This window comes from Acidomonas methanolica, assembly GCF_004346035.1.
GTDB lineage: Bacteria > Pseudomonadota > Alphaproteobacteria > Acetobacterales > Acetobacteraceae > Acidomonas > Acidomonas methanolica.
Genome location: NZ_SLZN01000010.1, coordinates 85,946 through 107,184, shown reverse-complemented (window position 1 = coordinate 107,184; position 21,239 = coordinate 85,946). Strand labels below are relative to the sequence as shown.

The following is a 21,239-nucleotide window of genomic DNA, read 5'->3' as shown; positions in this document are numbered from 1 at the left end:
GTCCAGCTTCCGTCTCGTCTTCTTCGTCATCATCGCTCCTTCATACGACAGAGCCAGATATCTCCAACTTAACCTGTGGTCCCATTTCCAGGGGCTACTTCAGGACGCCGTGACTGCGCCGGTCGGGATGATAAAATCGACAAACGAACGATATCGGGACTCGATAATGGACCGACGTGATTTTACTCTCGCCCTTGGCGCAAGCCTTCTCCTGCCCGCCGCCTCGACTGCGCTGGCATCAACTCCAAACCCGGTCGCACGCCTTCGCGCCGTGGAGCAAACTTCCGGCGGCAGGCTGGGAGCGTTTGTGCTGGATATTGGCAGCGGGCGCAGTTTCGGCTGGCGCGCCGACGAGCGCTTTTGCCATTGTTCGACCTTCAAACTTTCGTTGGCGGCCATGGTGTTGCGTGAAAGCGATGTCGGACGTCTCGATCTGACGGAGACGCTGTCCTTCAGCAAGGCCGATATCGTCGGTTACTCGCCTGTTGTCGAAGAGAATCTTGCCGCAGGAGGCCTGTCAATTCTGGCGCTGGCCAAGGCCGTGCAGATCACGAGCGACAATGCGGCCGCGAACGTGCTCATGCGCCGGCTCGGAGGGCCGGAAGCCGTGACGCGCTTCTGGCGTGAGATCGGCGACGATACAAGTCGCCTCGACGGCTACGAACCGAGCGTCAACGTGATTCCGCCCGGCACTGAAGCGAACAGCACGACGCCTCACGCCATGGCCGACACCGTGCATCGGATCGTGCTCGGCGACGTCCTCAGCAAGGGCAGTCGCGAGCGATTGCAGGCATGGATGGCCGCGACGCGGAGCGGACAGAATCGGATACGGGCGGGAATACCGGCTGACTGGCGCGGCTATGACAAGACCGGAACAGGCATGCGACCAGGCCTCGGCAACAAAACAAACGATCTCGCGGTTCTGGTGCCCCCCGGCGGGCGCAGCCCTCTGGTGGTGATCGGCTATTTCGAGAATCCCGTTTTCTCAGAAGCAATACGGCCCGCAGATGAAGCCGTTCTCAAAAGGCTGGGCGAGGTTGCCGCGGCATGGAAGGTCTGACTGCCCGCTTGCCGGGGCGCCGAGAGCGGGAGTGCGAGGGAAACGGAATATCCGGCTGTCAGGCAGAAAGATTGGAAAACCGGATTGACGTGGACGGGCTCTGACGCCTCCGGGACTTCATCATGAACGGATGACGGCGTCCCCATCCTCCCGGCGCGCCAGACATTCCAGCATGGCGTCCTGATGCGGGCGCATCGCCATGGAAATGCGCGCCCATTCGGCAGGGTCGAGCGCGGCGGCGATCTTCGGAGCCAGCACAATGGCATGAATGTCGGAGAGGCTTCGCACGAGAAGGGGCGGCAGCGCCCGCCGAAAGGCACGCGCCGTCGCCGCCGAAAAAAACAGCACGGCCTCGACCCGGCCAGCCGCCAAGGCCGCCAGCCCGTCCTTCGCGAGCGTCGCCGCCGGACGCGCCACATAGGCCACCCGCCGTGTCACGCGCCAGCCCAGCCGCCGCGCGCCTTCGGCCAGCGCCTGCCCCACCCCTTCGCCGGTCGGGAGAAGCAGGTGCCCCCCGCCTCCGGGCGCGGGGCCAAGCGCCGCCAGCAGGGCGGCCGCATCGCCCTCCGCCGCACGCACGTCCCGGAATCCGGCCGCCCGCGCGCGCGCCGCCGTTGCCTCACCTACAGCGAAAAGCGGCAGATCGGGCGTGACAGCCCCACACAGGGAGGGCAGCGCCTGACCGGAACTCACGAGAACCCCGTCGAACCGTGCTTCGCTCAGCCGCAACGGGCGCGACTCCACATTCAGGGCCGGACAGGCAATCCCGCACCATCCCGAGGCCGCGAGACGCGCCATCGTCTCCGACAGGCCGGGCTCGGGCCGCGTGACGAGCACCGCGCCCCGCCGCCCGGACTGAAGGAACTCAGCCCGCAGCGGAATCCTCGAAGATATCGGCAGGCGAATCCGCCCGGAGCGAGGCCCCGAGTTCCTCGCCGAGTCGCCGCGCATCGGCGGGCGCGCCCCGGATCTCGCGCTTCAGATAGAAGCTGCCATCCTCGCGCGCCACCAGCCCGGTCAGGACGAGGTCGCGCCCGGCCAGCGGCCCATGACCCGTTTCGTGACCCGCCCGACCATTCTCCACCAGCCGCGCGTAACCGCCGATCGGGGTGCGGCAGGAGCCGTCCAGCACCGCGAGCAGGGCGCGCTCCGCCGTCGCCACCACCCGCGCCTCGGGGTCCTCGATGGCGGAAAGAAGGTCGAGCAACTCGGTATCCGACGACCGCACCGTCACCCCGACGATTCCCTGACCCGCCGCCGGAACCATCTTTTCCGGATCGAGCACGATATCCGCGCGATCCTCCATACCCAGACGCCGGAGCCCCGCCAGAGCGAGCATCGTCGCGTCACACGCGCCGCCCGCCAGCTTGTCCAGCCGCGTCTGCACGTTGCCGCGCAGCAGGGTGAAACGCAGATCCGGACGGCGATGCAGCAACTGCGCCTGACGCCGCACGGAGGAACAGCCGATCACCGCGCCTTCCGGCAGCACGTCCAGCGGGTCCGCATGACGGGCCGCCTCCGCCCGAAGGCGCGGATGGAGGATCAGCACATCCCGCTCGTCCTCGCGCCGCAGGGTGCAGGCCAGTTCGAGCCCGTCCGGCAGCGTCGTCTCCAGATCCTTGAGGCTGTGCACGGCGAAATCGATCCGCCCTTCCGCCAGCGCCTCGTGGATTTCCTTGGCGAACAACCCCTTGCCGCCGATCTCCGCCAGACGGCGCGACTGGACCTGATCGCCCGTCGTGGTCATCTGGTGCTCCTGAAACGCGCCCATGTCGCGCAGGACCGGACAAAACCGCGTCAAGCGCGTCAGGAAGGCCCGCGTCTGCACCAGGGCAAGCGGCGAGGCGCGCGTGCCGACGCGCAACGGCAGCGTCCGGCGATGCGGGGACGGACGGGTCGCGGCTTGCCGGCGCATCGCCTCGGCGGCAACGGACTGCAAGGAAAGGGCGAGATCGGGGGCAACCTCGCGCGGCGGGCTGGCGTTCATGACGGCTTCTGGTATCCTACCCCGTCCCGCAAGAAAAGAGCGAACAGCGTCACTGACGCTCGCGCGTGCGGGCGCGGCGCATTATAGCAGGCGCATGACCGGCCCTCTTCTCGCAATCGAATCCTCCTGCGACGACACCGCCTGCGCCCTCCTCGCGCCGGACGGCGCCGTGCTGGCCGAATCCGTCCTGACCCAGACCGGCCATGCCGCGCTGGGCGGCGTGGTACCGGAGATCGCGGCGCGCGCCCATCTCGCGGCGCTGCCCGGACTGATCGAGGCGACTCTGGCGCAGGCCGGGGTGACGCTGGAGAACGTCTCCGCCTTCGCCGCCAGCACCGGGCCGGGGCTGATCGGCGGCCTGATCGTCGGCAGCACGCTGGCCAAGGGCCTTGCCCTCGCGCGCGGCAAGCCCTTCATCGCCGTGAACCATATCGAGGCGCACGCCCTCACCCCGCGCCTGCCCCGGCGCACGGCTGATAACGCCCCTTCTGGCAGCGCCCCTTCCGGCAGCCTCGCCTTCCCCTATCTCGTGCTCCTCGTCTCCGGCGGCCACTGTCAATGCGTCGCGGTCGAGGGAATCGGACGCTACAGGCGGCTGGGTGGCACGATCGACGACGCGGCGGGCGAGGCCTTCGACAAGGTGGCCAAGCTGCTCGGGCTGGGCTGGCCCGGCGGTCCGGCGCTCGAACGTCTCGCCATGGAGGGCGATCCGCGCGCCTATGCCCTGCCCCGCCCGCTCATGGGGCGGCCCGGCTGCGATTTTTCCTTCTCCGGGTTGAAAACCGCCGTCGCGCGACTGGTCGCCCCTTATGGGAACGCCGCTCTGCCCCGGCGCGCCGCTGCCGACATCGCCGCCAGCTTCCAGCTCTGCGTCGCCGATCTGATGGCGGACCGCGCCCGCAACGCCCTCGCCCTCCTGCCGGACGCGACCGCGCTTGTGGTGGCGGGCGGCGTCGCGGCGAATGCCACGCTGCGCGCACGGCTCGAAGCCGTCGCCGCCGAACATGCCCTGCCATTCGTCGCCCCGCCGCTCCGGCTCTGCACGGACAATGCCGTGATGGTCGGCTGGGCGGCGCTGGAAACCCTGCGCGCCCGCGCGGAAGCCGGGCTCGGTCCGCCCGACGACATCGCCGTCGCCCCCCGCCCGCGCTGGCCGCTGGACGACGTCCGCCCGCCGGGAGAGGCACGAACCGGAGAGGCGCAAAGATGAATTACCGCCACGCCTATCACGCCGGGAATTTCGCCGATGTGACGAAGCACGCGCTGCTCGTCGCGCTGATTCGCGCCTTGCAAAGGAAGGAGGGCGGCATCGCGGTGCTCGACACCCATGCGGGCTGCGGCGTCTATGCGCTCGACGCGCCGGAACCTTCCAGAACGCAGGAATGGCGCGGCGGGATCGGTCGCCTGCTCGATTCGGACGATGCCGCCCTCGCGGATTATCTGACCCTGATGCGCCGGTTGGGCGCGCCCGGTCTCTATCCCGGCTCGCCCCGCATCGTCGCCGAGTTGCTGCGTCCGCAGGACCGGCTCATGGCCTGCGAGCTTCATCCGGAGGACGCCAGCCGACTGCATCGGGTCTTCCGCGTCACGCCGCAAGCCGCCATTCACCGCCGCGACGGGTACGAGGCCATCCGCGCCCTGCTGCCCCCCCGGCCCCAGACGCGCGGCCTCGTGCTGCTCGATCCGCCTTTCGAACAGCCCGATGAATTCGCCCGCCTCGCGGACGCCGTCGCCATGGCGCGCGCACGGTTTTCGACAGGGATCGTGGCGGCGTGGTATCCGATCAAGCACCGCGCGCCCGTCCGCGCCTTTCACGACGCCCTGCGCGACCGGGGGTTGCGGGCGCTCCTCGCCTGCGAACTGACCCTGCGTCCGCCGCTGGACCCGGAGCGCCTCAACGGCAGCGGCCTGCTGATCGCCAACCCGCCCTGGCCATTCGCGGAAACGGCGAACACCCTTCTGACCGCCCTTCTCCCCCTTCTCGCCCCCGAAGGCGAAGGCGCGGTCTCGGTCGACTGGATCGCCGAAGAATGAGCGCGCGTCATATTGCCGTCATCGGCGCGGGCGCATGGGGCATCGCGCTCGCCTGCGCCCAGGCCCGCGCGGGCGCGCAGGTCTCGCTCTGGATGCGCCGGCCCATCCCGGCTCCCGACTTCGATCGGACGCGGACACTGCCGCGCCTGCCGGATATCGAACTTCCGCCGTTGGTCACGTTGACCAACAGCTTTCCTGCCGAGGCCGATCTCACGCTCCTGACCGTTCCCCTGCAATCCCTGCGCGACATCTCGGCCAGGCTTCCCGGCGCCTCGCCGCTCATCGCCTGCTGCAAGGGCGTCGAAACCGCGACCGGCGCCCTCCCGCTCCAGATTCTCGCGGAGACGCAACCCGGCCGCGCGGCCGCCATGCTGTCGGGGCCGAATTTCGCCGTCGAAATCGCCCGCGACCTCCCCGCCGCCGCCACGATCGCCGCCCCCGACCTCGACGAGGCGCGGGCCTATTGCGCCGGCCTCGCCACACCATCCTTCCGCCTTTATGCCAGTGACGATCCGATCGGCGTGCAGACCGGCGCCGCGGCCAAGAACGTCATCGCCATCGGCGCGGGCATCGCCATCGGCGCGGAGCTGGGCGAGAACGCCCGCGCCGCCCTGATCACGCGTGGCGGCGTGGAGATCGCCCGACTGGCGGAAGCCATGGGCGGCCGCGCGGCCACGATTGCGGGCCTCAGCGGCATGGGCGACCTCATCCTGACCTGCACCGGCCCCGGATCGCGCAATTTCAGCCTCGGCCTCGCCCTCGGGCGCGGCGAAACGCTGGAAGAAATCCTCTCCCGCCGCACGACCGTCGCCGAGGGCGTCGCCACCGCGCCCGCGCTGCTCGCCCTGGCGCGTCGCCACGGCGTCGCCATGCCCATCGTCGAGACCGTCACCCGTCTCCTCGCCGGCTCGGTCGATGCGAAGCGGGCGCGCGCGCTGCTGCTGGACCGCCCTCCGACCACCGAATAGACGCACCGCCCTTTCGTCCCTAAACTGGACAGCCCATGCGGCGTTACAATCAACTCGGGCCGGCAGTCGGCCTGAAGGGTCGGAAGGAAGCTTACCTCACTCATGTGGATGCGGAATGAGAAGATGCGCCGCTTCATTGGCGCAAACAGGTTTGCCCGGGCCATGACGTTCGGGATTCAAAACAAAATCCAGATGCGCCTGCTCGCCGGCCACAAGAACCCGCTCACACTGTTCCGCCTGCGCGCCGCCGCGCGCGACAGCCATTCGCTGTTGAGCGCCGATGAGGCGTTCCTGCTCCATGAACTCGCCAACGCCCAAGCGGTGCTCCCCGGCGTCATGGCGGAATTCGGCGTCTATCGGGGCGCGTCCGCGGCGCTGATCTGCCAGGTGAAGGGCGAGACGCCTCTCCATCTCTTCGACACGTTCGAAGGGCTGCCGGCCCCCGCCGATCATGAGGAACAGGTCTTCTCCAAAGGCCAGTTTCCAGGCACGCTGGCCTCCGTCAAACAGGCGCTCGCCGAATTTCCGGAAGTGCATTACCATCCGGGAATCTTCCCCGCGAGCACGGAAGGGCTGGACTCGCTGCGCTTCAGCTTCGTGCATCTCGATGTCGATCTGCATGACGCGACCCTCGCGGGGCTGGCGTTCTTCTATCCCCGCATGGTCCCGGGCGGGATCATCCTGACCCATGACTATTCGATCATCGAAGGTGTGTCGCGCGCCTTCACCCGATTCATGGCCGACAAGCCGGAACGCGTGATCGAACTGTCCACCACCCAGGCGATGGTCGTCTGCCAGCCGGGCGCACACGCGGCAGAACAGCGGAACGACCGGGCCATCCTGCATGCCGCGCCGGACAGCGCCGCCGCCTGACGCGACGCTTTATCCGATCTTCTGCAACACGATCATCACCTGGGGCAGGCGCACGGGATTGTCGAGAAACTCGACCAGCCGGAAGAGATGCCCCCAGGCCTTGATGACGTAATTGCGCGGGATGATCGCCTCGCCATAATGCGCCTCCGGGCAGGGCGCGCGCACCCCCGCGGCATGGAGGAACTGGCCGGCCTCGTACCGCGTGTTGGCCCCAGCCTCATCCGTGAAACTGTCCGCGCAGGCCTCGTACCAGCCATGTTCCAGCTTCATGCCCGAGGCCCGCCGCGCCCGCATTTCCGCGCAGAACGCGATGAAACGGCGGCTCTGCGTGGTGATGATCGCCAGACCGTCCGGCTTCAGCAGACGATGGAACTCCCGGATCCAGTGCCCCGCCAGAAATTCGTCCAGATGCGAGAAGACAGACCAGGATATGATGAGATCGAAACTTTCCGGCCCCATCATCAACGGGGGCACCAGACCGCATGACAGGAAATTGAGCGCCGGATTGCAGCGTCGCGCCTCCATGAGAAAGCGCGACGTCGAATCGACGCCGTAAAGCGTGTCCGGCCGCACGTCCTTCATGAACAGCCGCGCCATCCGTCCCCAGCCGCAGCCGAAATCCAGCACCGCCGTCTCGGGGCGCACCGGCCGCCCGGCATAGGCGCAATAGGCCTTGATCTCGCGATAAAACACATGCGCCTCATGCAGGGAAACCTCCCCGCTATGGCCATGAATTTCGCTCTGAAGCTGATCGGACGGAAAATCCGGCATCCGCGCGCCGGAAATCTCCGGCACACGCAGCGAGGACACGAGGACGGAGAGCCAGTCCTCGTCACTCTTGTCATGAAAAGTCTCGAAAACCGCAGCGGCGCCGGGCCCCTGATACATGATGACGATCCTGACGCCTGTTCCGTCCGAAACGATAAAATATCGTCAACGACGAAACAAGTGGAACGACCCGCCCAGCCGCCGCCTCACGCCACTTTCCACCCCTGATCGCCGCCGATCGCACGTCCCTGCGCCTCAAGCTCCGCCAACGTCGCAAGCGTCATTTCCATCGCGGCGAGACGCAACCCCTCCGGCAGGGCGGAATAGAGGCGGTCGCACAGCATTTCGGCGGATTGCCAGTCCGGCGTCAGCGCCGTCGCCGCCTGCTCGATCTTGCGTCGCCTTCCGTGCAACAGCCCGTCGAGAAAGGGGTCAGGCTCGGTGATGGCCGCGCCATGGGCGCTGAACAGCGTGCGATATGCGCTCCTCCGCAGCGTCTCCAGACTGGCGAGATAGGCCCCCATACTTCCCCGGGGCGGCGCCATCACCACGGAGGTGGACCAGCCCATCACATGATCGCCGGACAGCAGGCGGCCTTCCCCGAGATCGAAGCAGACATGATCCATCGTATGGCCGGGAGTGGCGACCACGCGCAGCCCATAAAGCGTCTCGCCATCCGTCATCGGCGCGCCGACATGCCCGCCATGCACAGGCGCGCCCGCCGCGGCGGCCAGAGCGACGGTGCCGCCGTCATGGTCCTTGTGGTGATGCGTGAGCAGAATCGCGCGCAGACGCCCGTCGCACGCGTCGAGCACGGCGCGGCGATGCGTCGCGTCGTCGGGACCGGGATCGACGACGACCCAGCCGCCCTCGCTTTCGACCAGCCAGCTATTGGTGCCGTGGCCGGTCATCGGCCCGGGATTGCGCGCCACCACGCGCCGCAACCCCGCCGCCTCGGTGAGCGGGACGCCATAATCGGGAATCGCCTCGTGATAGAGCCTGCGTCTCTGCCCCGTCATGTTCAGCGCGGAATCAACCGTCCGCGCTGCCAGGACTCAGCCGCATCCTCCGGCTCCGCCCCTTCGACGCGAATGGCGTAATCCAGCGCGCTCATGACCCTGTTGCCGAGCATCATCTCCGAGAGTTCGTCGATCATGTCCGGATCGGCGCAGGCTGCCACCTTGTCGAGAACGAGCATCCGCGCGCGCATCTCGCCGCCGAGCAGGCCCCGCGGCTCCTCCAGCACATGCAGCAGATCGCCATGGAACAGCGCATGCGGCTGGGCGAGCATCAGAAGTCGTGGCGCATCGGCGGCTTTCGCGGCGACATCGTCCCACAACGCCTCATCGGCAACCAGCCTCACCGGAATATCGGCCAGACCGGGAAGATGCGCGAGAGCGGCCCGCAGGCGCTGTTCCTCTTCCGGAAGCGTGACGATTTCCGCCACGTCGCCGCGCCCGAGCGACGCCACGGGCCCGAGCGGCGCGGTGGCCGCCCAGCTATAGACGGGGAGGTAAAGTTCGCCGATCGCCCGCAGCCCCGGCCGCAGCAGCGCCTCGTCGCGCGGCAGCCAGGCGGAGACGAGCAGGTCGATCTCTCCCGCCGCCAGCATGTCCGGCAGTTCGCGCGCGGTGACGTCGACAAAATCGACCTCGACTTCATGAGCATCCAGCACCCGCGCGACGGCGGCGGCGCAGCCGGCATGCAGCGGGTCGCGCAGATGCCCGAGCGTGATGGCGGTCATGATCTTCTCCCCGAAAAAACAGGCCGCCTGTCTCTGACCACTCCCGCTTCATTTTGGCAAGGCGGGAGCGGCCGGAGAGCGCATTACCAGATCTTCACGCGCTGCTCGGGCGGCAGGTAGTATTTCTGCCCCGGCTGGACGTCGAACGCCTTGTACCAGGCGTCGATATTATGCGTCGGCAGATCGACGCGCGCTTCGGGCGCGGAATGCGGATCGGTGACGGCGGAGTTGCGCGCGGCGTCGTCGCGCACCTTCTCGCGCCAGACCTGCGCCCAGCCGAGGAACACGCGTTGGTCCCCGGTCAAGCCGTGAACGACCGGCGCGGGCTTGCCGTGCAGCGAGGCGTGATAGGCGTCCAGCGCCAGTGTGAGGCCGCCGAGATCGGCGATGTTCTCGCCCATGGTCAGCTTGCCGTTGAGATGCGTGCCGGGCAGCACCTCGAAGGCGTCGAACTGCTTGCCATACCTGTCCGCCAGCGCCTGGAAACGCTTGACGTCCTCGTCCGTCCACCACTGGTGCAGGCGGCCATGCTCGTCGAACTGACGCCCCTCGTCATCGAAGGAATGCGTCATCTCATGGCCGATCACGGCGCCGATCGCCCCGTAATTGACCGCGTCGTCGCCCTTCGGATCGAAGAAGGGCGGCTGGAGAATCGCCGCCGGGAACACGACCTCGACCTGCGTCGGATCGTTATAGGCGTTCACCGTCTGCGGCGTCATGAACCACTCGTTGCGGTCCACCTTCTGGCCGAGATGGCTCAGATCATGCCCCCAGTTGAAGGCGTTGGCGCGCGCGACATTGCCGTAAAGATCGCCCGGTTTGACGACCAGAGGCCCGTAATCGCGCCATGTATTGGGATAGCCGACCTGAATCTCGAAATTCGCGAGCTTCTGCGCCGCCGCCTTGCGGGTTTCCGGCGCCATCCATTCCACATGTGCGAGCCGCACGGCGAAGGCGGACTTCACCTCATGCGTCAACTCGGTGATGCGCGCCTTGGCGGCGGGAGGGAAATATTTCGCGACATAGATCTTGCCGATCGCGAAGCCCATCGCGCCGCTCGTCGCGCGGACGGCGCGCTTCCAGCGTTCCGAGAGTTGCGGCTGTCCGTTCAGCTCATGCTGGTTGAACTCGAACGACGCCTGCACGAAATCCGTCGACAGGTAAGGCGCGGCCCCGTCGGCGAGATGGAACGCCATCCAAGCGCGCAACGTGTTGAAATCCGTGGAACCGATGATCTTCGCCATGCCGGTGATCGCGCTCGGCTCGGAGACGACGAGGCGTCGCGTGGCCAGCCCGTCCGACGGAATACCCGCGGCAGCGAACATCGCCAGCCAGTCGATCCCCGGCGCCTTCTGCTCCAGATCGGAGATGGTCATGGGGTTGTAGGTCTTGACCGGATCGCGCCGCTCGGTCCGCGTCCACTGGACCTTGGCCAGCTCCGTTTCCAGCGCGACGATCCTGTCCGCCTGGGCCGCGGCGTCGGGCCAGCCGATCAGGCCGAGCATCTTGCCGATATAGGCGCGATAGGCCGTCACCTTCTTCGCGAATTCCGGCTTCAGGTAATACTCGCGATCGGGCAGGCCCAGACTGCCCTGATCGAGCATCAGCGCGTAGGACGTGGGATCCTTGGCGTCCGCGTCGATACCGACGCCGAACGGCAGGAACTGGAACGTCGTCGTCCCCTTGCCGAAGAGAATGGCGAGGGATTGCGCGTCATGCACCGCCTTGACCGCCGCGAGATCCGGCTGAAGCGGCTGCGCGCCGAGCTTCTCCACCGCCGCCTCGTCGAGGAAGGTGGTGTAATACGCGCCCAGCTTCTCCTCGATCGTCGTGGGGGTCGCGACGGATTTCTTCGCCGCCGTCGTCAGGATGCCCTGCACGCGCTCGCGCGCCACGTCGGCAAGAATCGTGAACGGCCCGAAAGCGGATTTATCCGGCGGAATGGTCAGATGGTCGAGATAGGTGCCGTTGGCGTAGCGAAAGAAATTGTCGCCCGGCTTGATTTTCGTGTCCATGCCGGAGGTGTCGAACCCCCAGCCCGGATCATAGGGCTGCACCGTCTCACGAGCATTCGCGGCGAAAGAGGGCGACGTCCCTCCCGCCGCGAGAAGAATACCGGCCACCCGCGCGGCCCGCACATATGTTCTGGAAATCAGCGCCACGTCCGAAAAGCTCCCTGCAAATGTTTTGGCCTCCGATGCGAGGCTGTTACGAACACCATACAGGGAGTCGCGGATTTGCCTACAGAGACCACACGTGAAATGAACTTTAGCCGTGCCGGGATTTCTTCGCCGGCACCGGCGAGGCGATCGCCAGCACGTCGAAATCGAACACGACCATCCGTTCGATGTACGGAGCGGCAAATTCCTTGAACGCTTCATGGGCCGGATCGAAAAAAGCCGCATCGTTGACGACCGGCTTGCCGACATAGAAGTTCCGGTCGCCCTCCGAGCGGAAATTCACCACGAATGCCTGTTGCAGCCCTTCAGCCTGCCCTTCGCCGCTGTTCTGCATTCCCATTTCGATCGACTGCACGACATGCGCGCCGTTCGGGCGGCGGGAATCCTGGGCAAGATGCAGGAATCGCGCCGTCACCTCCGTCCGCTGCGCCGCCGTGGCGGACGCCTTCCACGTGATGAGCACGATATGCCGCACCGGGCCGGGATGCCAGTCCGCCGCGGTGAAGGTCGCCAGCCCCACCTGCGCCGCCAGTTCCTGCAGGGACCGGGTTTCAGGCGACACCCCCGCCTCAACCTTGACGGGACCGTAGCTTGCGATGGGAAGGGAATAGGGATCAGCCAGCGCCATGCCGGGAACCGCGAAACCGGAGAGCGCGAGAGTGGCGAAACCCGTCAGGGCAGCCAGCTTGTCGACGGAACGGGAGAAGATCATCGGACGCATTTCCTCAGCCGGAAGGAAAACAGAACAGTCTCATGTCAACACGAACGACGGCATTCTAGCGCGAGACACGGCCCCGTGCCTTAAAATCCCGGTAGCGTCCTGCAACCGCTCGTTACAGAACGGCGAGCTTCCGGAATTTCCGCGCCCGGTTGCGGATCAGCCAATACATCGCCCGCGCCGTCCAGCCCTGCAATGTCGAATGCGGCGCGAAACCGATGGTCTTGAAGATCATGCTGGTGACGCGGTTGATGTGTTTCTGCTGATAGAATCCCATCGCACGGGACATGTAGGCGGCGATGCAGCGCTCATGGTCGTACGGCATCTCCTGCGGCTCGTTGGTCGTGTGATAGGCGGTGGCGAGTTCGTCGTCCTCGCTCTCCGTCACCCGCCCGAGCGCGATCCGCGTCCGCGCCCAGACGCCGAGCTTCTCGCGCGCCAGATAGCGGTGCATGTGGTCGTAGAACAGCTTGAAGTGACGGAACTCGTCGGCGGCGATCTGCCTGCAGATGGCCTTGAGCACCGGCTCCTCCGTCGCATCGGCCAGCGCGGTGTAGAAGGAGGACGTGCCGGTCTCGACCATGCATCGGGCGATCAGCTCGCCCGTGCGCGAGCCACGGACGGAGGCGTCGACCTGCAACTCGATGTGGAAGCTCCGGCGATACCGCTCGAACGCCTCCATGTAGTCCCAGCCCGGATCGGCCAGCATCGCCCATCTGCCGAGCGCGTCCCCGTGCTGGACTTCCTCGACCGCCCAGTTCTCCGCCGCCGCGCGGAAATCCGGGTCGCCGATGAACACGTTGCCGAGATAGGCGGCATAATCCAGCCCGTTGCGCTCGACCACGGAGGCCGCCTTGACCACGGGAATGATGTCCGGATCGACCTTCGTCGCGTCGAACGCGTCCCAGTCCATCTGTTCGATACGCCAGTGCTTCATGACTGTTCTGATACACGATCCAGGTGGATTTGGGAGCGGCCTCGCGTCATGGAGGTGACAAATAGCGCGGCAATGTGGCATCGCTGCCTCGCCCGAATGATTTTTTTCCCTTTCCGGAGCGATTCCGCATGTCCGACCTCCTGACCCGCACGTCCGTTCCTTCCCCGCGCCGCGCCGCCGCATGGCAGCCGGAACTGCGTCATGACTGGACGCGCGACGAGGTGGCCGATCTCATCGCCCTGCCCTTCCCCGAACTCATCTGGCGCGCCCAGACGGCGCATCGCGCCTGGTTCGACCCGACGCGCGTGCAGATCTCGACGCTGCTGTCCATCAAGACCGGCGGCTGCCCGGAAGACTGCGCCTATTGCCCGCAGAGCGCCCGGCACGAGCAGGGCGTGAAGGCCGAGAAGCTGATGGCGGTCGAGGCGGTTCTGAAGGAAGCGCGCGCCGCGAAGGCCGCCGGCGCCGGGCGCTTCTGCATGGGCGCCGCCTGGCGTTCGCCCAGGGAGCGCGATCTGGACTCCGTCTGCACCATGATCGAGGGCGTGAAGGCGCTCGGGCTGGAAACCTGCGTGACCCTGGGCATGCTGGACGCGCATCAGTCCCGGCGCCTGCGGGACGCGGGGCTGGACTACTACAACCATAATCTCGACACCTCGCCCGAATATTACGGCGAGATCATCACCACGCGCACCTATCAGGAGCGGCTGGACACGCTGGAGAACGTGCGCAACGCGGGCATCAACGTCTGCTGCGGCGGGATCGTCGGCATGGGCGAGGACGAGAGCGACCGCGCCGGGCTGATCGCCACCCTCGCCTCCCTGCCGCACCATCCGGAGAGCGTGCCGATCAACCTGCTCGTCCGCGTCGCGGGCACGCCGCTGGCCGAGGCGGAATCGGTCGATCCCCTCACCTTCGTGCGCGTCATCGCCGCCGCGCGCATCACCATGCCTGCCAGCCATGTGCGTCTGGCCGCCGGGCGCGAGCAGATGAGCGACGAGACCCACGCCCTGGCCTTCCTCGCGGGCGCGAACTCGATCTTCTGCGGCGACAAGCTGCTGACCACGCCCAACCCCGCCGAGCACCGTGACCGGAAGCTGCTCGCGGCGCTGGGGATGACGCCGATGGTGGCGGGGCATTGACCGCCCTCGCCCTCCCGGCGGTCAGAACTCCGTCGTGAGCGAGAACTGGAAGGTGCGCGGCAGACCTTCCATCAGATAGCCGCCATAGGCCGAGGCCCAGTAGCGGCTGTTGGCGAGGTTGTTGACGCCGAAGCGCACGGTCATCGGCTTGTGTCCGGCGAGGAAGGTGTAGCGCGCGGCAAGATCCCAGCGCGTCCAGTTCGGCACACGCAGCGTATTGGCCGCATTCGCCCATTGATGGCCTGTCTGGATCACGCGGCCGACGACCGTCGCCCCCTTGAGGAAGGGCAGGTCGTATTCGAGGTTGCCGTTGATGGTGTAACCCGGAATGCCGATGGCACGGTTGCCGTTATACGCGCCTCGGGCGGTGCGTTTCTGGTCGGCGTCGATGATCGCCGTGCCGCCGTTGAAACGCAGGCCGGGGACGATCTGGCCATTGAGATTGAACTCGATGCCGCGGTTTTTCTGCAGGCCGTTCACGGTGAAGATCTGCTGCCCGCTGGAGCCGTCGGCCACGTTCATGGCGTTCGGCTGGGACATCTGATACAGGGCGATGGACGCGCTCAGCGTGCCGATGTCGTATTTCGCGCCGATCTCATATTGCAGCGTGCGATAGGGCGGGAAGATCTGCCCCACATTCACCACGGCTCCCGAAGCCTGCGGCCCCTGCGACAATCCCTCGATCCGGTTGAAATAGATCGAGGTGCGCCGTGTCGGATGCACGACGAGCCCCACGACCGGCGTGATCACTCCCTGACTGTAATGCGTGGTGCGCGCGGCCGTATTGTAGCTGTACCCGTTGACCGTCAGATTCTGGTAACGGAATCCCGCCGTCAGCGCCACGCGATCGTCGAAGAAGGACATCGTGTCCGAGAAGAAGAGGCTGTACATCCGCACATAGGCTTGGCGCTTCGGATCGTTGACATAGGCGCTGGCAAATGTCTGCGGCGGGGCCGATCTGTAATAGGTCGGAGCATAAAGATTGCTTGCATAATAGGGGAAGCCGAAGGAATAGGCCGTGCGCGTGGTTTCCCAGACCGACGTGCCGCCGAGATTGATCTCATGCTTCACCGGGCCGGTGCGGACGTGAATGCGCAAGCCGCCGCGCGTGCTCTCGTTGGTCTGTCCATAGGGAACGTAGAGATTGGCGTTCGTGGCCGCGCCCGTCGCGACGTCATTGACCGTCAGCGTCGAATACATGCCCTTCTCGTTGCTGCCCAGCCCGCCGAAATCGACATAGCCGAGAACATTGCTGGAGAAATCGTGCTCGATGCTGAGCTTGCCGAAGATGTAGTTCAGATCCACATAGGTCCAGGGCTGGCCGAAATTGCGCGACGGCGCGGGCGGGCGCGGCACACGCCTCAGGCCGCTTCCCAGAAAGATCGCCGGGCGGCCCCAATCGACGCCCTGGTTCTGATAGTTCATATCCACCACCACGCGCGTGGTGTCGTTATGCCAGTCGAACGCGCCGCCAACCACCGCCGAGTGGCGCGTCTCATGATCGACGGAGGTCTGGCCCGACATGCCCGCGACGTTGATCCGCACGCCGAACGCCTTGTCGCGCCCGAAGCGCCTGCCGAAATCGACCGCGCCGCCGCCCTGCCCGGTGCTCGTGTAATCCCCGGTGACCCGCGTGAGCGGCGTGTTCCCCGCCTTCTTGAAGATCAGATTGATATTGCCGCCGATCGCCGTGCCGCCCGGCGCGGACCCGTTGAGAAACGCGCTCGCGCCGTTCAGGACCTGCACCTGATCGTAAAGCTGCGGTGAGACGAGCTGGCGCGGCACGATGCCGTACAACCCGTCAATCGCCACGTCGTCGCTATAGACGGGGAAGCCGCGGATGATGAACAGCTCCGAGAAATTGCCGTAGCCATAGGTGGTGCGGACGGAGGGATCGTTCTGCAACACCTGCCCGAGCGTCTGGGACTGCTGGTTCAGGATGAGGCTGGAATTGTAGCTGCGGATGTTGAAGGGCACGTCCAGCCCCTTCTTCGTCCCCAGCGCCCCGAGCTGACCACCGGACGTGACCTCCATGCGGTCGCGCCGCTCGGCGCGCACCAGAATCTCCTCGTCCTTTTGCGCCTCGACACTGGGAGCCGCTTTCGCGCCGGAAGCCGCTTTCACACTGGGGGCCGTGTCCGCCTTCTTCGTCTGCTGCGCGAGAAGAGGCGTGGACAGGCTGCATCCAGCCAGGAGAAGAAACAGTCCGGAATGGAAACGGCGCCGGCACGAACGGGATCGATGCAAACGGAACTGGCTCATCGGAGAACCTCGGGAGGAAAGCGGGAAGGGTGTCCCCGCTTACACGCAACTGCGATGCGGTCGCAATATACCGCGGCGCTTTCCTCTCCGCTGCGTCGCTTTACAGCAACACCCCGGCAGCGTATAGACTTGCGAATGGGTCGCAATACAGTCTCCACCCGATACGACCTCTCTCCGGCGACTCTCTCCGCGCGGTGGCCGCATGCCCGGTGGATCTTCCGATTGCTGCTCTGCGCGGCCTGCTCATGGGGCGTGAGCGAGGCCACGGTGACGCTCTGCGGAAGGTTGTTGCCGACCACCCGGCCGCAAGACGGGTTTCTCGTCGGCCAGATCGCGGGCGTCGTGCTCTTTCCGCTGTCTCTGTTGCTGGCCTTCGGATGGCGGAGCGGCTGGGCGGGGACGATCGTGCTCGCCGTGACGGCAGCCCTGCTGCTGGCCGGGAGCCGTCTCGCCTGATGCGGGACACATTGCGCGCACGGATGGGCTGGCTGCATGGCTGGGTGGGATTTCTCGCGGGAATTCCCCTCTTCCTGATCTTCATCACCGGCACGATCAGCGTGTTCGACGTCGAACTGGGGCGCTGGATGGAGCCGGAAATCGCCCCTCGTCCCCTCGTCGCGCCCACGCCGCAGGCCCTGGAGAAAGTGGGAGCGGCCTGGGCCGGGTTGCGGAGTCCGACGGTCACGCCCTTTCTCAACCTGCCCTTCGCGCGCGATCCGGTCATCCGCCTGCTTCATTACGACGGACATGAATTCGTCGGCCCCGCCTTCGACCCGCGCACCGGCGCGGCGCTGAACGCGCGCCCGACCGTCGGACGGGAATTCTTCTACACGCTGCATTTCACCCTGCGCCTCGGCCGCGACCGGGGACGGCAGGTGGTGAGCCTGCTGGGCCTCGCCCTTCTGGTGACGCTCGGCTCGGGCATCCTCATCCATCTGCGCTCACTCCTGCCGGACCTGCTGCTCTTCCGCCCCTTCGCCGCCCACGCCCGGGCATGGATGGACGCGCATGTGCTGGCGGGCGTCCTGTTCCTTCCCTTCCTCCTGACCATGGCGCTCACGGGCGTGATCATTCACGCCGGATCGATCTTCCCCGAAGGACCGCATGACCGTCATGGTCATGCACGACCGGCGCAGCGCCTCCCGCCCCTGCCGCCCGTCGCACCGCTCATCAGCCGGGGGGAGGCGGAGTTCGGCGCCGGGAAGCTCGGCTTCCTGCTGCTCAACCCCGACGGCATCAGCGTCGTGCGCGCGGACGGGGCGAGCTTTCTTCTCACCCGCGACGAAGCACGCTTCGCCTATGGCGACGGCCGGTTCCTCGGCGTCACGCGTCATGACGGGACGATCGCGCAGACGAAGCAGGTCTTTGACGGCGTGCATTTCGCGCGATGGGCGCCGCCGGGCCTCCGCTGGCTCTATTTTCTCTCCGGCGCGGCAGGCACCGCGCTGATCGCCGCCGGGCTGGTGCTGTTCCTCATGCGTTACCGGCGGCATCATGCACAGGCGTGGATTTTCCGTCTGGCCGAGGCGCTGACGCTCGCCGCGACGACGGGATTCACCGCCGCGGCACTGGGCCTCCTCTGGCTGAACCGACTCGTCCCCGCCCGCCTGGCGGACAGGATCGCATGGGAAACGGACGGCTTCTTCGCGCTCTGGCTGTTCGCGCTGCTCCATGCGCTGGCGAGCGCGCTGACAGGCCGGGCCCGGCGCGGCTGGCGCCAGCAACTGGGCTGGATCGCCGCACTCGGCGCGGCGCTTCCCTTGCTCGACCTCGCCACCCGGCCCGGCTGGACCCGGCATCTCGGCGCGAACGCCTTCATCGCCGTGGACGGCGTCGCCCTCGCCCTTGCCGCCGCAGCCTTCCTAACGCAGCGCAGACTCAGGGAGGCGGCATGATCCTGCTGGCCGAAACCCTGCTCTGGAGCGCGGCGCTGCTCGCCCATGCGCTGCGTCAGGTCAAGTTCCGCCGCCTGCTGCACTTCACCGGCGCGCCGCCGCCCCGTCTCGCCGTCATCCTGCCGATCCTCACCGCCCTCGCCCTGGCGGTCGGGGCGGAAGGCTGGCGCGGGCTCGTCGGCTGGTTCGGCACGGCCTCACTGGCGGGGCTGCTCGTCACCGCCGGACTTACCCGCACGATGCAACGCCATCACTTGCGTTGAGCCGCCTCACTTTGGGCCGCGATCCGCTCATAAGACGCCGCGACGCCCGGCTGCCCCCCCGCCCGCGCGGCCTGCGCCGCCAGCCGCAGGGCCCGCGCCATGCCGCGATACTCTCCCGCCGCGCGGCGCCGCTCGGACGCCGCGACCGCCTGGGTCAGCGCCTCGGACGCCTCGCCCGCGCGCAGATGCAGGCGCGCGGCGAGTTCCGCATGATCGGCGCGTTCGACCAGAGGCGTCCGGGGCGCATCGCCCAGACGACCGACGCAGCGGGCCAGCACATCCCCGCGCCCCAGCCCATCCGCCGCCATCCCGGTGAGAAAGACCGCGCGCTCGCCCAACAGGCCGCCCTGATCCGTTCGCCGCGCCGCGAGATCGAATGCGCGGCCATAGTCGCCGAGACGATAGAATGCCGCCGCCTCGACCACATCGAAATCCGGAAGATCATGCGTCCCGCGCAAGGCGAGATCGGCCCGCGCCCGGTCGAGCGCGACCAGCGCGCCCTTCGCATCCTCGCGCGCCAGCCGCGCGACGGCGAGGTCATAGGCCGAATCATGCAGCCCGGCCGCGTCATTGCTGAGCAGAGCGCGGCGATACGCCGTCTCGTACTGCGTCTGCGACTGGTCGAACCGCGCGAGACCGAAGGCGCTCCGCCCGAGATCCATCGCTTCCGCCATCGCCGGATCGGCCTGCGGGCGGGACGGCGCGGATGAGGAACATCCGGCGAGAAGCAGAAGGAGCGCCGCCGCGCGTCTCATGGCGTCACCGCCTGCTCCGGCAGACGACGGGACTCCCCGTGCTGGCCCTTGCCGCCGAGAATCCACAATCCGCGGAGCTGGTCGGAGAGTTTTTTCAGACTGTCCGCCGTCGCCTGAGCCTGCACCAGCAATCCGGGAAGCTCCGCCGACGCCGTGTCGAGATGCGCCATCGTCTCACGCGCCGTCGGGGTCATCTTTCTCAAATCCCCGCTGATGATGCGGACATTGCCCATCGCGCCATCCGCTTTCTTCACCACGCCGGCGACCTGCGCCTCCATCGGCTTCAACGCCTGGATCACTTCGTTGAGCTGCGCCACCGTCGCATCCGCCTGGCGGATCAGCGTGTCATCCACGAGAAGCCGGCCGACCGTGCCGTGCCCGGCCTTGAGTCCCGCCACCACGGACTTGAGATCCGCCGTCATCGCCTCGGCGTTTTTCATCACCGGGACGATCGATTTCTGCATCTCCGCGAGCATGTGGGTGATCATGTCCGCCGGGTTGGGCTCGGGTTTGGCCGGAAGTTCGGCGAACTCCCAATCCATCTTCTCGCCCTTGCCGCGCGAGAGATCGATATAGGACGCGCCCGCGACGACGAAACGCCGCTTGATCGTCGCCGTGGAATCCTGCCGGATGAAGTTCTTGAACTGCGGGTCGATATCGGCGACCGCGTAGATCTGGCTGTTCTGGTTGAGATGGACGGCCCGAATGGCGCCGATCCGCGTGCCCATCAGTTCGACGTCGTTCCCCACGGCCAGCCCCGCAATGCCCGATTCCGGCAGGATGAGGCGCAACCGGGCCGCCGGAGTCAGCCACTCATGCAGCACCCCGGCCTCGACCACGGCGGCGATGAAGAGCGCAAGACAGGCCAGCACGAGCGCGCCGACCAGCTCGTCGGCATAGCGCACGCGCAGAAGGGGAGCCTGGGTTTCACGGTGGCGCAGACGCAGCATCACGCACCTCGCATCGGAAAGAGACCTTCGTCGATCAGACGATAGCGGCTCGTCGCCGCGTCGCGATAGCCGCCCCACAGCGCGGCGCTGCGCGTGATCCACAGCACGGCGGCGCCCTGATCGCGCGCCTGGGTCAGCATGCCGAGAAAGGGCGTGAGCAGATCGGTCATATCGACCTCCACCGGATCTTCGAGAATGAGCAGGGCCGGCTCCCCCAGAAAGGCCCGCACCAGCGCGGCGCGGCGCAGATCCAGAGGGGAAAGCCTGCCGGGCGCCTGAACCGGCAGGCCCGGCAGGCCGAAGCGCACGGCAAGCTCCGTCGCCTCGGCGATCAGTTGTTCCGTCGGGATGCGGGTATGATGCAGAACGGGGGTGAGAATGTTGAAATGCGTGCCGAAGAGATCGACCCACGATCCCACCTGCGACACGCGCCCGATCCGTCCGCGCAGAGCCCAGCGCTCACGCTCGTCCATCGTCGCCCAGTCGAGCCCCTGACAGCGCACGCTGCCGTCGCGCAGCCCGACCATCCCGGTGCAGAGATCGGCGAAGAGGCCGGCGCGCACCGTGTCGCGCGAGCGGATGAGCGCGCATTCCCCCGGCATCAGCCGCAAATCATAGGCGCTGGAAAGCAGCCCCTCGCTCTCCAGCGCCGGACGCGCCTCGCGCAGCTCCAGCACCGGCACGTCCCTGGGGGTCGTCATGC

The 21,239-nt window shown here is 67.0% G+C and carries 21 protein-coding genes; 9 read left to right on the top strand and 12 right to left on the bottom strand.

Features of this window, described 5'->3' with window-relative positions; genetic code table 11:
* The first annotated feature begins 166 nt into the window (after nt 1–166).
* Nucleotides 167–1,060 carry a class A beta-lactamase gene (gene bla / locus EDC31_RS09575; protein WP_158310369.1) on the top strand — a complete coding sequence of 298 codons (894 nt, stop codon included), beginning with the start codon at nt 167–169 and terminating at the stop codon, nt 1,058–1,060.
* A 120-nt stretch (nt 1,061–1,180) separates the two neighbouring features.
* On the opposite strand, the gene EDC31_RS09570 is transcribed toward bla, so the two are convergent.
* Together EDC31_RS09570 and hemC are read right to left on the bottom strand one after the other, a co-directional pair.
* Nucleotides 1,181–1,897, bottom strand: a complete 717-nt coding sequence (locus EDC31_RS09570; protein WP_165920201.1) for a uroporphyrinogen-III synthase — start codon at nt 1,895–1,897, stop codon at nt 1,181–1,183.
* A 28-nt stretch (nt 1,898–1,925) separates the two neighbouring features.
* Complete coding sequence (gene hemC, locus EDC31_RS09565; protein ID WP_042061180.1) at nt 1,926–3,047, bottom strand: hydroxymethylbilane synthase; 1,122 nt, start codon at nt 3,045–3,047, stop codon at nt 1,926–1,928.
* Between the two features lie 94 nt (nt 3,048–3,141).
* On the opposite strand from hemC, the gene tsaD reads away from it, so the two are divergent.
* The 4 genes from tsaD (at nt 3,142) to EDC31_RS09545 (ending at nt 6,922) form a co-directional block, all read left to right on the top strand.
* Nucleotides 3,142–4,257, top strand: coding sequence for a tRNA (adenosine(37)-N6)-threonylcarbamoyltransferase complex transferase subunit TsaD (gene tsaD / locus EDC31_RS09560; protein ID WP_042061178.1), 1,116 nt, complete (start codon nt 3,142–3,144; stop codon nt 4,255–4,257).
* Entirely contained in the window at nt 4,254–5,081 is an 828-nt protein-coding gene (locus EDC31_RS09555) for a 23S rRNA (adenine(2030)-N(6))-methyltransferase RlmJ (protein WP_042061175.1), read from the top strand. Before tsaD ends, EDC31_RS09555 begins: the two co-directional genes overlap by 4 nt.
* On the top strand, nt 5,078–6,049 hold the full coding sequence (locus EDC31_RS09550) for an NAD(P)H-dependent glycerol-3-phosphate dehydrogenase (RefSeq protein WP_042061173.1): 972 nt from the start codon (nt 5,078–5,080) through the stop codon (nt 6,047–6,049). The genes EDC31_RS09555 and EDC31_RS09550 overlap by 4 nt, the downstream gene beginning before the upstream one ends.
* A 162-nt stretch (nt 6,050–6,211) precedes the next feature.
* Entirely contained in the window at nt 6,212–6,922 is a 711-nt protein-coding gene (locus tag EDC31_RS09545; RefSeq protein ID WP_158310353.1) for a TylF/MycF/NovP-related O-methyltransferase, read from the top strand.
* Between the two features lie 9 nt (nt 6,923–6,931).
* On the opposite strand, the gene EDC31_RS09540 is transcribed toward EDC31_RS09545, so the two are convergent.
* The 6 genes from EDC31_RS09540 to EDC31_RS09515 form a co-directional block, all read right to left on the bottom strand.
* Nucleotides 6,932–7,810, bottom strand: coding sequence for a class I SAM-dependent methyltransferase (locus tag EDC31_RS09540; protein ID WP_042061171.1), 879 nt, complete (start codon nt 7,808–7,810; stop codon nt 6,932–6,934).
* Between the two features lie 86 nt (nt 7,811–7,896).
* Nucleotides 7,897–8,709 carry an MBL fold metallo-hydrolase gene (locus tag EDC31_RS09535; RefSeq protein ID WP_042061169.1) on the bottom strand — a complete coding sequence of 271 codons (813 nt, stop codon included), beginning with the start codon at nt 8,707–8,709 and terminating at the stop codon, nt 7,897–7,899.
* 2 nt (nt 8,710–8,711) lie between these two features.
* Nucleotides 8,712–9,434, bottom strand: a complete 723-nt coding sequence (locus EDC31_RS09530; protein ID WP_042061167.1) for a glycine betaine ABC transporter substrate-binding protein — start codon at nt 9,432–9,434, stop codon at nt 8,712–8,714.
* Between the two features lie 83 nt (nt 9,435–9,517).
* Complete coding sequence (locus tag EDC31_RS09525) at nt 9,518–11,596, bottom strand: M13 family metallopeptidase (RefSeq protein ID WP_042061165.1); 2,079 nt, start codon at nt 11,594–11,596, stop codon at nt 9,518–9,520.
* 106 nt (nt 11,597–11,702) lie between these two features.
* Entirely contained in the window at nt 11,703–12,326 is a 624-nt protein-coding gene (locus tag EDC31_RS09520) for a Dabb family protein (protein ID WP_186819987.1), read from the bottom strand.
* 121 nt (nt 12,327–12,447) lie between these two features.
* Entirely contained in the window at nt 12,448–13,269 is an 822-nt protein-coding gene (locus EDC31_RS09515) for an acyl-ACP desaturase (protein WP_042061164.1), read from the bottom strand.
* Between the two features lie 128 nt (nt 13,270–13,397).
* On the opposite strand from EDC31_RS09515, the gene bioB reads away from it, so the two are divergent.
* Nucleotides 13,398–14,411: a biotin synthase BioB gene (bioB, locus tag EDC31_RS09510; protein WP_042061162.1), complete on the top strand. Its 1,014-nt coding sequence runs from the start codon at nt 13,398–13,400 to the stop codon at nt 14,409–14,411.
* A gap of 21 nt (nt 14,412–14,432) precedes the next feature.
* Here bioB and EDC31_RS09505 read toward each other — a convergent pair whose 3' ends face one another.
* On the bottom strand, nt 14,433–16,673 hold the full coding sequence (locus EDC31_RS09505; RefSeq protein ID WP_081797820.1) for a TonB-dependent receptor: 2,241 nt from the start codon (nt 16,671–16,673) through the stop codon (nt 14,433–14,435).
* Nucleotides 16,674–16,808: 135 nt separating this feature from the next.
* On the opposite strand from EDC31_RS09505, the gene EDC31_RS17705 reads away from it, so the two are divergent.
* From EDC31_RS17705 to EDC31_RS09495, 3 genes are read left to right on the top strand one after another with little or no spacing between them, the layout of a single operon-like run.
* The gene (locus EDC31_RS17705) at nt 16,809–17,129 is read left to right on the top strand and encodes a hypothetical protein (RefSeq protein WP_165920200.1); all 321 of its coding nucleotides are present in this window, start codon (nt 16,809–16,811) and stop codon (nt 17,127–17,129) included.
* Nucleotides 17,129–18,568, top strand: a complete 1,440-nt coding sequence (locus EDC31_RS09500; protein ID WP_042062561.1) for a PepSY-associated TM helix domain-containing protein — start codon at nt 17,129–17,131, stop codon at nt 18,566–18,568. The genes EDC31_RS17705 and EDC31_RS09500 overlap by 1 nt, the downstream gene beginning before the upstream one ends.
* Entirely contained in the window at nt 18,565–18,831 is a 267-nt protein-coding gene (locus EDC31_RS09495; RefSeq protein ID WP_042062558.1) for a hypothetical protein, read from the top strand. The genes EDC31_RS09500 and EDC31_RS09495 overlap by 4 nt, the downstream gene beginning before the upstream one ends.
* Here EDC31_RS09495 and EDC31_RS09490 read toward each other — a convergent pair.
* The 3 genes from EDC31_RS09490 to EDC31_RS09480 are packed head-to-tail and all read right to left on the bottom strand — an operon-like array spanning nt 18,819 to nt 21,237.
* A complete protein-coding gene (locus EDC31_RS09490; RefSeq protein WP_132127013.1) occupies nt 18,819–19,586 on the bottom strand; it encodes a hypothetical protein in 768 nt (255 codons plus the stop codon). The genes EDC31_RS09495 and EDC31_RS09490 overlap by 13 nt on opposite strands.
* Nucleotides 19,583–20,536: an MlaD family protein gene (locus EDC31_RS09485; protein ID WP_042056235.1), complete on the bottom strand. Its 954-nt coding sequence runs from the start codon at nt 20,534–20,536 to the stop codon at nt 19,583–19,585. The genes EDC31_RS09490 and EDC31_RS09485 overlap by 4 nt, the downstream gene beginning before the upstream one ends.
* Nucleotides 20,536–21,237, bottom strand: a complete 702-nt coding sequence (locus EDC31_RS09480) for a P-loop NTPase family protein (protein WP_042056237.1) — start codon at nt 21,235–21,237, stop codon at nt 20,536–20,538. The genes EDC31_RS09485 and EDC31_RS09480 overlap by 1 nt, the downstream gene beginning before the upstream one ends.
* Nucleotides 21,238–21,239 lie beyond the last annotated feature (2 nt).